The sequence below is a fragment of the Methylocucumis oryzae genome (assembly GCF_000963695.1).
Taxonomy (GTDB): Bacteria; Pseudomonadota; Gammaproteobacteria; order Methylococcales; family Methylomonadaceae; genus Methylovulum; species Methylovulum oryzae.
Map to the genome: position 1 here is coordinate 25,241 of NZ_LAJX01000100.1, position 11,864 is coordinate 37,104.

Annotated in this window: 5 protein-coding genes; all 5 read left to right on the forward strand. The window is 44.6% G+C overall.

Annotation, left to right across the window (positions count from 1 at the left end):
- Positions 1–40 precede the first annotated feature (40 nt).
- The 5 genes from VZ94_RS10330 (at position 41) to VZ94_RS10350 (ending at position 11,845) form a co-directional block, all read left to right on the forward strand.
- Complete coding sequence (locus VZ94_RS10330) at positions 41–1,165, forward strand: DUF262 domain-containing protein (RefSeq protein WP_045779173.1); 1,125 nt, start codon at positions 41–43, stop codon at positions 1,163–1,165.
- A complete protein-coding gene (locus VZ94_RS10335) occupies positions 1,149–2,540 on the forward strand; it encodes a DUF3696 domain-containing protein (protein ID WP_045779174.1) in 1,392 nt (463 codons plus the stop codon). Before VZ94_RS10330 ends, VZ94_RS10335 begins: the two co-directional genes overlap by 17 nt.
- An 8-nt stretch (positions 2,541–2,548) precedes the next feature.
- Positions 2,549–3,511 (forward strand): hypothetical protein, encoded by a 963-nt coding sequence (locus VZ94_RS10340; RefSeq protein ID WP_045779175.1) that lies wholly within the window; start codon positions 2,549–2,551, stop codon positions 3,509–3,511.
- Positions 3,512–3,963: 452 nt separating this feature from the next.
- The gene (locus VZ94_RS22790) at positions 3,964–10,734 is read left to right on the forward strand and encodes an FG-GAP-like repeat-containing protein (RefSeq protein WP_052700425.1); all 6,771 of its coding nucleotides are present in this window, start codon (positions 3,964–3,966) and stop codon (positions 10,732–10,734) included.
- Complete coding sequence (locus VZ94_RS10350; protein ID WP_045779176.1) at positions 10,700–11,845, forward strand: cadherin repeat domain-containing protein; 1,146 nt, start codon at positions 10,700–10,702, stop codon at positions 11,843–11,845. The genes VZ94_RS22790 and VZ94_RS10350 overlap by 35 nt, the downstream gene beginning before the upstream one ends.
- Positions 11,846–11,864 lie beyond the last annotated feature (19 nt).

The following is an 11,864-nucleotide window of genomic DNA, read 5'->3' on the forward strand; positions in this document are numbered from 1 at the left end:
CAAACCATTAAAAATGTGACTCTTTTGCAAAAATACCCTTATGAATCTCAATAGTAACGATGAGATAGTTACATCTAGTGATAGTGAAGACGAAGGCAAAGGCGGGCTTTATCCTTACGATCCCACCAAAGCTGACATTGACATACGCGAAACACCGCATTCTATTTTTGAACTGATGCGAAAATACGATGATGGTAGGCTGATTATCGAACCCGACTTCCAACGCAAGTTAGTTTGGAAACCAGAGCAAAAAAGCCGGTTTATTGAATCGGTAATCTTAAACTTTCCTTTACCACCCTTTTACGTTAATGAAACTCGGGAAGGCAAATACATTATTGTCGATGGTCTACAACGCACAACAGCATTGCATGAGTTTATGAACGACGAGTTTAGACTCGAAGGATTAGAGGCATTGCCACACTTAAATGGCAAGGATTTTTCAAATTTAAAAGCCATGTCAGGGGCGTATCAAACCAAAATTGAAGATAAGAAAATTACGCTGTATGTGCTACGGCCATCTGTGCCGATGGCTGTGGTTTATGATTTGTTTAACCGTATCAATACGGGCGGCACAAAACTGGAGCGGCAAGAAGTTCGCAACTGTATTTTTTTAGGCAAAGCAACAAAATTGCTAAAAGAATTATCGGAATCCGAAGTTTTTCGCAAAGCCATTGATAATGGCATTTCACCCGAACGCATGAAAGATAGGGAAGCCGTATTGCGTTATCTTTCTTTTAAACTGTTCAACTACAAAACAGATTATCAAGGGGATATGAGCGATTTTGTTGAACGGGCCATGCGGAAAATCAACCAAATGTCCGACGAGGAAATTTTAGAGCTACAAAAGGATTTTGACCGCGTTATGCAACTGAGCTATGGTTTTTTTGGCGAGAGGAATTTTCGTGTGCCGTTCCCAGAAAGAACTACTCGCGGACGTATCAATATTGCGGTTTTGGAATCTGTCGGTTATTTCTTTTCCCAACAAACCGATGCGTTTTTGTACCCAAACCAAGCGGCTATTATTAGAAATTTTGATCGTTTGTTAAAAACACCAAACTATCTGGATGCCGTCCAACAAAGCACAGGCGACAAAAAACGGGTTATAACACGTTTTGATTTGGCGCAAAAAATACTTGGAGATGTAAGCCATGCTGACACAAATTAAACTGACTAATTTCAAGTGTTTCAAGGAAGAAACGGCTATCCCTTTAAGTAAATTTAATCTGTTTACAGGCGTTAATGGCGCAGGTAAATCAACAGCATTGCAAGCTTTATTATTGATGAGGCAATCTATTGAACACAATCCTTATACGACAGAATTAATTTTAAATGGCAGTTGTGTTTTGTTGGGTAGTTTTGATGATGTAAGGAATAGGGATGTTTCAGCAAGCGAGCCAATAGTGTTTAAGTTTTACATTCATAATGTTATGAATGATAGTGCAGACTTTAATGGATCAATAAATTATCAGCTAGAACATAAAAACGATAACATGAGTCTTCATATTTCGAATTTGCTAGTTGAACAAAATACATATAAGTCTAAATTAGATTACAAAGCACTAAACTCTATTAACTTACATTTTCTTAATGGCGTTTATCAGAATAAACCCGATGAACCTATTGGCTGTTTTTTTTTAATCAAACTCACACCATATAATGCCCCATTAGACAATAGTAAAAATGTAGATCAGAACAGATACCGTCCGCTGATTGCAGACGAATTCAGCAAATACGCTGAGAGTTTTAATTGGACAACAAAGTCAAGCCATTTTACTTTCGGCACTAAGTACGAGATTTCAGGGGGTAACAAAGACCAAGACGATTTACGTTTTGAAAAAATACATTTCATATCAGCAGATAGAATCGGGCCACAAGAGTTCTATTTAAAATCAGTACTGCCTAATTTCCAACATGTTGGTACTAAAGGCGAATTTACAGTCAACTTATTAGACAAACTTGCCCAAGAGTTAGTTAACGAAACACTTTGTCTAGGTGATGATGCCAAAACTCTAATTACACAAACTCAAACATGGTTGGGAAAAATCCTTAATCCTTTGAAATTAGAAGTTCCTCGTTCAAAAACAAATATCCTCGAACTGTTTATCGGCGATTCCAAACCCTCTAACGTCGGCTTCGGCTACACCAGTATCTTACCCATTATCGTCACCGGTCTAATCGCCAAACCTGGCGAAAAAATCATCATAGAAAACCCCGAAATCCATCTGCACCCCAAAGCCCAAACCACATTAATCGAATTTCTGGTTAAGGTAGCCAACACCGGTGTGCAAATCTTCATTGAATCGCATAGCGACCACGTGTTAAACGCACTACGTTTAGCTACAAAAGAGAAGGTATTGTTAACCGAAGACACCAGTATTCTATTTTTTAATAAAAATGCAGGCAATGACTCTGCTGAGGTTACGTCAATCTTAATCGATGAAAAAGGCAAGCTACATAAAAAAACCAGTGATGGCATGACCGCTAAAATACCGAAAGGATTTTTTGATGAATGGACAAATTCAATGGCTAAGTTGTTTTAAGAAAATATATGGACATATTTTTCAATGAATTATCCGTTAAAACAACCACTAACGATGATGAAGCTACGGAATGGCTTGAAAATTTAGCGCAATTAGGAAAGCTGTTAAAACAGATTATTGATTTGCTGGAAGATGATCGTTTTAGTTTCAGGCGAAAAGAAGACTTTGGACAACAAAAAATTACCTCTACCCAAACAATTCTCGAATTTTTAATATCCAAGTTTGGGCATAGCGATCCGGTTTTTATTTTCTTATTAGGGATATTTGATTCTCCTTATATTTCAGAAGATGATCCACAAAAAACAGATTATGACTTAACTTCCATTACCCTTGGCGGTCATGATTATGAACTGACCGGAATAGCTGCGGCGTACTTAAAAGACTCTTTAGTTGTTAGTTTAAATAATGATGTGCAATGGAATACGTGCCAATTGCAGATTTCAGTAAATAAATTAAATGAACAAGCCGAAATAATCACGACAAACGAACGCGTTAAACAAGCAAGCCAAAGCCAACATATTGTAAATTGCCATCTTCCATTTTTATCTCGCCTTTATAATTGGTCGTCTTATGAACCTAAATTTGACCCAGCCAATAAACAGCAGTCTGTTTTAGTTTTAGTGGAAATCTATAGCCTTTACCTTGGAGAAGATTTTGATACAGTATGGGATGGCTTTTATCATAACGTTGCACAGTTAAATACAAATCAAAGAGTTAGCCTAATTGTCGATACCGCAGAAAAAATTTCAAAGATACATGGTTGGAAGAAAGCAACAGGTAGTTTAGAACAAAACAACCCTGGCAGAAAAATTTACACAATTCCAAGGTCAAATTTGATTGTTTCAGTGGATACTCAGCATGGAGAGTTTGAAATACACAACGATAAAAAGGGAAATAACCACTTAGGTGCAATTTCTTTTGATGGTAAAAAGTTTAAGCAGAAAATTGAAAGTCGCTCTTTGACACTGTGAATACATCCAGAGCAGGAGAGAAGGTTACAAATCCATTCCTTTAGAGTACCTGATTTGTTGCTTAAAAAATTGGGTTAATACCACCGATTGAAACACTGGTTTTTCGTGGCTATAAGGGTCGGTCATTTACCTTCATGAGCAACTTTACCCCAGTTTGGCAAGCCCCTTTCAAATTCGTCCATGTTTTGCACAATGAACCCGACTACAAACAAGCGGTTCAGCTATTAGATAGTTTGATTGATGTTGCCAAACAGACTGAAATAAATAAATAAGCCGCTTACCTCTTTAAAGCTTTTTTCACAACTACCAATAAAAATAAGCCGCCGCCCAACCAAACGATGATGGCTTTATCAAAATCAAAAAAGTAACCCCTTAACCTATTCACCAACTGTAGACAGCTTAACAATTTCGTCTATGATAAGACAACTTAAGTCTAAAGAGCTGGAACTATCATGGCTGTTATTAATTTATCGACTATCGCCGCCGGTACGGGCGGATTTGTTATTAACGGTCAAGGTGCGACTAATTACAGTGGCTGGAGCGTTGCTAGCGCCGGTGATGTTAACGGCGACGGTTTAGACGATTTGATCGTCGGCGGTTATCGTTCTGGCGCGGGTAACTTTACTGGGCGCAGTTATGTGGTGTTCGGTAAGACGAATGGCACAGCGGTTAATCTTTCTGATATTGCTAATGGCAATGGCGGTTTTGCCTTCAATAATGAAGTCGGCAGTAACTATAACGGCTGGAGCGTTGCCGGCGCTGGCGATGTTAACGGTGATGGTTTGGCCGACTTAATCGTCAGTTCGTTTGGCAACAACAATAATACCGGACGCAGTTATGTGGTGTTTGGCAAAACCAGCGGTACAGCGGTTGAGTTATCAGCGATTGTGCTAGGTACCGGCGGTTTTGCGATAACCGGTGCAACAACGGGAAATCAAAGCGGTTTTAGCGTGGCAGATGCCGGTGATATTAACGGCGACGGCTTAGCCGATTTGATTGTCGGCGCACGTGGGGTTAATTCCAGTACCGGCGCGAGCTATGTTGTATTCGGTAAATCCGATACCACAGCTGTTAATTTAAGCGCCGTCGCAAACGGCAGCGGTGGCTTTATTATTCGCGGCGAATGTGTTAACGACAAGATAGGGGTTAGCATTGCTAGCGCTGGCGATGTGAATGGCGATGGTTTAGCCGATTTGATTGTAGGCTCGCACTACCATAACGGCAGCACCGGTAAAAGTTATGTGGTGTTCGGCAAAACTGATAGCAACGTGATTGAGCTAAGTGCTATTGCTAGCGGCATCGGTGGTTTTGCGATTAACGGGCAAACAACTGAAGACAACAGCGGTATTAGCGTAGCCGCTGCGGGCGATGTCAATGGCGATGGTTTGGCTGATGTGATTATCGGTGCGGTTGGCCCTTTATCTAGTGCCGGACGCAGTTATGTCGTTTTCGGCAAAACCAGTGGCAATACGGTAGATTTGTCCACTATTGTTAACGGTAACGGTGGTTTCGTCATTAACGGCCAAGCTGCCGGTGATGAAAGCGGCTATAGCGTTGCGGCTGCAGGTGATGTTAACGGCGATGGTTTGACGGATTTACTGATCGGTGCGTTTCTGAGCAATAGTCAAACTGGACGTAGCTATGTTGTGTTTGGCCAAACCGGCGGTACGGCGGTTAATCTTTCTGCGGTTGCCAACAATATCGGCGGTTTTGTCATTAATAGTCAATGTGCGAGTGATTGGAACGGCCTTAGCGTTGCCGCTGCGGGCGATGTCAATGGTGATGGTTTGGCCGATTTAATCATTGGCGCGCCGAAAAGCGACCCAGCTAATGTCAGTAATGCGGGGCGAAGTTATGTGATTTTTGGCAGCACGACTGGCGCGTTCTCGGTAACCGCTGTTGATCAAGTCGGCAGCACCGGCAACGACACAATAACCGGTTCAGCCGCTTCCGAAACCTTAATCGGCAATAGAGGCAATGACACGTTAATCGGCAACGGGGGTGCTGATGTGTTATACGGCGGTTCAGGTAATGACCGCTTTATATTGACGGCTGATAATCTTGCTAAGCTGGCCGTTGGCGTAACTAGCGGCCAACTAGCCCGCATTAACGGTGGCAGCGGTATTGATACGCTTGAATTAAATGGCAGCGGCTTAGGGTTTGATTTAACAACGATAGCCAATCAAGGCGGTAGCACACACGCTGATAGCTCGCGCTTAGAATCGATTGAGCGTATTGATTTAACCGGTAGCGGCAATAATAGCTTAACGTTGAAAGTTAACGACGTATTGGACATGAGCGAAATGAACCGCTTTAACAATGCCAATGGTTGGGCCGATGGTAGTTATAACCTTGCTACGGGTGGAGCTAATGGCGTTAACCCAGAACGTCGGCATCAAATCGTCATCGATGGTGATAATGGCGATGTCTTATTGTTTGCCGATAACACCAACTGGCAGTTTGCCGGTACTGTGACTAATAACGGTACGGTTTACAATGTACTCAATAACACGCAAAGCGCCGCACAAGTATTACTCTCTAGTGCTGTCGTCTTACCTAATATTTACCTACCTATAGAACTGAGCAATGTCGCCAGTGGCATTGGCGGTTTCATCATTAATGGTCAAACCACTTTTAATTACAGCGGCATTAATGTCGCCAGTGCGGGCGATGTCAACGGTGACGGTTTAGCCGATTTAATCGTCAGTGCTTCGCGCTATGCCAGTGATACAGGCCGCAATTATGTAGTATTTGGCAAAACCGATAACACACCGGTTGATTTATCGGCGGTGGCGGCGGGTATTGGCGGTTTTGCCATTGCCGGAGAAAGCACGTTTAATTTTAGCGGACGTAGTGCTGAAGCCGCAGGTGACGTGAACGGCGACGGTTTAGCCGATTTAATTATTGGTGCGTCTGGGCTTTTTTCCCGAACCGGACGCAGCTATGTCGTATTCGGCAAGACCGACGGTAGCCTAGTCAATTTATCGGCGATAGCCATAGGCAACGGCGGCTTTGCGATGAATGGTGAAAACTCACTCGATCAAAGCGGCTTAGACGTATCATCGGCAGGCGATGTTAATGGCGATGGGCTTAGCGATTTAATCATCGGCGCGCCAGGGGCTAATGCTGAGACGGGCGTTGGTTATGTCGTGTTCGGTAAAACCAGTGATACCGCTGCGATTGACCTTAGCACCATCGCTAATGGCACGGGTGGCTTTATTATCCGAGGCGAATGCGTAGATGACTTTAGCAACGTCAAAGTGTCTAGCGCAGGTGATGTCAATGGCGATGGCTTAACCGACTTACTGATTAGTGCGTTCTGGCACGATAGTGATGCCGGTGTTAACTCCGGTAGAAGCTATGTCGTATTCGGCAAAACCAGTACCGATGCGATTGAATTAAGCGCCGTTGCCTTAGGTAACGGCGGCTTTATCATTAACGGTGAATGCGCCAATGATTCGAGTAGCTCAAGCATTGCTGAAGCAGGTGATGTCAACGGAGATGGTTTAGCCGATTTAATCGTGGGCGCCTCTGCCAGTCGAGGTGCCACGTTATTAGCAGCCGGTCGCAGCTATGTCATTTTTGGTAAAACCGATAATAGTCCGGTGGATTTATCAGCGATTAGCAACGGCACAGGCGGCTTTGTTATCAATGGGCAAAACGCTAGAGATTACAGCGGCTCAAATGTCGCTGGCGCGGGCGATATAAATGGCGATGGTTTAGCCGATGTAATCGTGTCAGCAGTCGGCGCTAGTACTCTCGCGGGTGCCTGCTACGTGGTCTTTGGCAAAACTGACTCGTCGGCGGTTGAGTTGTCGGCTGTTGCTAATGGCGCGGGCGGATTCATTATCAACGGCGAATGCGCTGGGGATTGGACGGGCTATAGCGCAAGTGCAGCGGGTGATATTAACGGTGATGGCTTAGCGGATTTAATTGTTGGCGCGCCTAAAAATAGCTTAAGCGGCCCTCATTATGCAGGACGCAGCTATGTCATCTTTGGCAGCACGTTAGGCGCGTTTTCTATGACTGCCGTCGATCAAATCGGCGATAGCGGTCAAAATAACCTCATCGGCTCATCTTCGTCTGAAACCTTAGTCGCTGATGCTGGTGACGATACGCTAATTGGCAACGGTGGCGCTGACATTTTATACGGTGGTAGTGGCGACGATGCTTTTGTTTTAACCGAAGACAACTTTATTGCATTAACATCCGGCGTTACCGATAACCAATATGCGCGTATCGATGGCGGGTCTGGACTTGATACCTTAGTGTTAGATGGCAGCGGCGTCAGGATAGACTTAACGGCAATTGCTAATCAAAGCGCAGTCACGCCGAGTTCAACTTCGCGCCTTGAATCGATTGAGCGTGTCGATATTACCGGCAGCGGGCCTAATAGTTTAACGTTAAGCGTACATGACGTTATCGATATGGCGGGCATGAATAGCGTTAACAATGCCAACGGCTGGTTAGATGATAGCTACGATTTAGCCGCAGGCGGCGCTAATGGTGCCAACCCTGAACGCCGTCACCAACTCATTATCGACGGTGATAATGATGATGTATTAGACCTTATTGACAATGACTGGCATTTTGTCGGTACGGTTAGCTATAACAGTGCGACGTATAAAGTTTATAACCATGATGACAGTGCCGCGCAACTCATCGTCAATAACGCAGTAACGGTTAATATTCCGGTATCGATTGAATTGTCTGAAGTGGCTAACGGTATTGGTGGTTTTGTCATCAACGGTCAATGTGCCGGTGAATACAGTGGCTTTTGTATTGCATCCGCAGGCGACATTAATGGCGATGGCTTAGCCGATTTAATTATTGCCGCGCCTTACAATATTCGTTCATCGAGAGGCAGCTATACGGCACGTACTTATGTTGTGTTTGGGCAAATTGGCACGAACGCTATTGAACTCTCGGATATTGCTAATGGTAACGGTGGCTTTGTAATCAATGGCGAATGCAGTAAGGATGCCTTTGGTCATAGTTTTGTCGCTGGTGCCGGTGATTTTAATGGCGATGGCTTAAACGACATCATCGTCGGCGCTGGCGCTTATTCTTCTAGCAATTATTACATCGGTCGTACTTATGTCATTTTCGGAAAAACCAGCGGTGCGGCTGTTGATTTGTCAAGCGTCGCAGCCGGTAATGGCGGCTTTATCATCGCTGGACAATCCGCTTATGACTTAAGCGGCAGCAGTGTTGCATCGGCCGGAGACATTAACGGCGATGGCTTAACCGACATGATTATCGGCGCGTTCGGCAGTAATAACAGAGCAGGACGTAGTTTTGTTGTGTTTGGTCAAACCGGTAACACGCCGATAGAGCTATCGTCCATTGCCAACGGTAATGGCGGTTTCGTTATTAACGGTGAATGTTCCGGTGATTACAGCGGTTTTAGCGTCTCAAGCGCTGGGGATGTCAACGGCGATGGCTTAGCCGATGTCATTATCGGGGCTTTTCGCAGCACACCGGGTTCTGATGATTATACAGGGCGCAGCTATGTTGTGTTTGGTAAAACCGATAGCAATGCAATTGAGCTGACTGCCGTTGCTAATGGCAGCGCTGGCTTTGTCATTAACGGTGAGTATCAAGATGATTATAGCGGTTTTAGTGTTTCGGCCGCCGGCGATATAAACGGCGATGGTTTAGCCGACCTCATTGTCGGTGCGCCGGTCAACGACTTTGCCATCAGCGATACCAACGGTTTTAGTTATGTTATTTTTGGTAAAACAGACAATACCGCTGTTGAGCTAACCAATATCGCCAATGGTAATGGCGGTTTTATCATTATCGGCGAGTATGATTACGACCACAGCGGGTATAGCGTGGACTCAGCCGGTGACATTAATGGCGACGGTTTAACCGATTTAATCATAGGTGCACCGTTTGCTAGCTTCGGTTACAACAGCTATGCGGGTCTAAGCTATGTTGTGTTTGGTAAAACTGATACGACTGCTATTGAGCTATCAGCCGTCGCACTTGGCAATGGCGGCTTTGTCATCACAGGTGAATCGGCGGACGATTTAAGCGGTTTTAGCGTTTCAGCAGCGGGCGATGTTAACGGCGATGGCTTAGCGGATTTATTGATTGGGGCTTACGGTAGCGACCCTCACGCCATTTCGGAAGCAGGTCGCAGCTATGTCATTTTCGGTAACACAACCGGCGTATTTTTTGCCAATGCCGTTGACCAATTCGGCACAACCAGTAGCAATATCTTAACTGGAAGCACCGTATCAGAAACCTTAATCGCCGATGCAGGCGACGATACCTTGATTGGCAATGGTGGTGCCGATGTCTTGTACGGCGGTGTTGGCGCCGACCAGTTTGTTTTAAACGCCAATAACTTAGCCGCATTAAGCGCTGGCATCACCGATGCGCAACTGGCTAGAATCGATGGCGGCACCGGAATTGATAGTATTGTTATAGACGGTAGTGGATTAACGTTTGATTTAACGTCCATTAGCAACCAAAGCGCTAATAGCCTTAAAAGCAGCTCGCGTATTGAAGCAATAGAGCGCATTGACTTAACCGGTACAGGCAGTAATTCGCTAACACTAGCCGTTAATGATGTCGTCGATATGGCGGGCCTGAATAGCTTTAACAATGCTAATAGCTGGTTAGATGGTAGTTACAATTTAGCCGCCGGTGGTGCGAATGGCGCCAACCCCGAACGACGCCACCAGCTTGTTATAGACGGCGACACTAACGATACGCTGCTACTCACCGACCGCGCGAATTGGTCGTATGTCGGCACGATTAGTCATAATGCCGAGACTTACTCAGTCTTCAATCATCAAACAGCGGCTGCGCAATTATTAATCAGCGCCAACATCATCGATACGCCGTCAGATATAAGCCTTAGTCCAAACAATGTTAACGAAAATGTCGCCGCTAACACATCTGTCGGCAGCTTCAGCACCACTGATTTAAACCTAAACGACAGCTTTAGTTATAGCTTGGTGAGTGGCGCAGGCGCAACAGACAACGCTGCGTTTACGATTAGCGGTAATCAATTACTGATTAATAACTCGCCTAATTTTGAAAGTAAAAACAGTTACAGCATCCGGGTACGCACTACCGATCAAGAAGGCCTAAGTTTTGAAAAAGCTTTAACCGTTACCATTAATAATGTGAACGAAACGCCGACCGATATTGCACTCAGCGCTAACACGGTCAATGAAAAACGTTTCGGCGCTGACAGTAATTGGTAACTTAAGCAGCACTGACCCTGACAGCGGTAATAGCTTTACTTACAGCTTAGTCGGTGGTAGCGGTGCAGCCGATAATTCGGCGTTTAGTATTAGCGGAAACCAATTACTGATTAACAACTCACCTAATTTTGAAAACCAAGCGAGCTACAGCGTCCGCATTCGCACCACCGACCAAGGCGGCTTGTTCTTCGATAAAGTCTTTAGCGTTAACGTCAACAATGTTAATGAAACGCCGACCAATATTGCGCTCAGCGCTAACACAGTGAATGAAAACGTCTCGGCGCTGACTGTTGTTGGCAACTTAAGCAGCACTGACCCTGACAGCGGTAATAGCTTTACTTACAGTTTAGTCAGCGGTAGCGGCGCAACCGATAATTCAGCGTTTAGCATTAGCGGAAACCAATTACTGATTAACAACTCACCTAACTTTGAAAACCAAGCCAGTTACAGTATCCTCATTCGGACCACCGACCAAGGCGGCTTGTTCTTCGATAAAGTCTTTAGCGTTAACGTTAACAACGTCAACGAAACACCAACGGATATTGCACTTAGCGCCAATACCGTCAATGAAAACGTCCCGGCGAATACGATAATTGGTAACTTAAGCAGCACTGACCCTGACAGCGGTAATAGTTTTAGTTACAGCTTAGTCGGCGGTAGCGGTGCAACCGATAATGCGTTATTTACCATTAGCGGCAATCAATTACTGCTCAATAACTCGCCTAATTTTGAAAACCAAGCCAGTTACAACATACGCATTCGCACCACCGACCAAGGCGGCTTGTTTTTCGATAAAGTCTTTAGCGTTAATGTCAACAATGTTAATGAAACGCCGAGCAATATTGCGCTCAGCGCTAACACGGTGAATGAAAACGTTTCGGCACTGACTGTGGTTAGTAATTTAAGCAGCACTGACCCGGATACGGGAAATAGCTTTACTTACAGCCTAGTCAGTGGTAACGGTGCAACCGATAATGCTTTATTTACCATTAGCGGTAACCAATTACTGATTAACAACTCACCTAATTTTGAAAACCAAGCCAGTTACAACATACGCATTCGCACCACCGATCAAGGCGGCTTGTTCTTCGATAAAGTCTTTTTCGGTTAACGTCAATAACCTTAACGAA

Excerpts from the sequence above, each read along its gene's own strand:
- VZ94_RS10330 (WP_045779173.1), top strand. The coding sequence starts at position 41 with ATGAATCTCAATAGTAACGATGAGATAGTTACATCTAGTGATAGTGAA.
- VZ94_RS10335 (WP_045779174.1), top strand. The coding sequence starts at position 1,149 with ATGCTGACACAAATTAAACTGACTAATTTCAAGTGTTTCAAGGAAGAA.
- VZ94_RS10340 (WP_045779175.1), top strand. The coding sequence starts at position 2,549 with ATGGACATATTTTTCAATGAATTATCCGTTAAAACAACCACTAACGAT.
- VZ94_RS22790 (WP_052700425.1), top strand. The coding sequence starts at position 3,964 with ATGGCTGTTATTAATTTATCGACTATCGCCGCCGGTACGGGCGGATTT.
- VZ94_RS10350 (WP_045779176.1), top strand. The coding sequence starts at position 10,700 with ATGAAAAACGTTTCGGCGCTGACAGTAATTGGTAACTTAAGCAGCACT.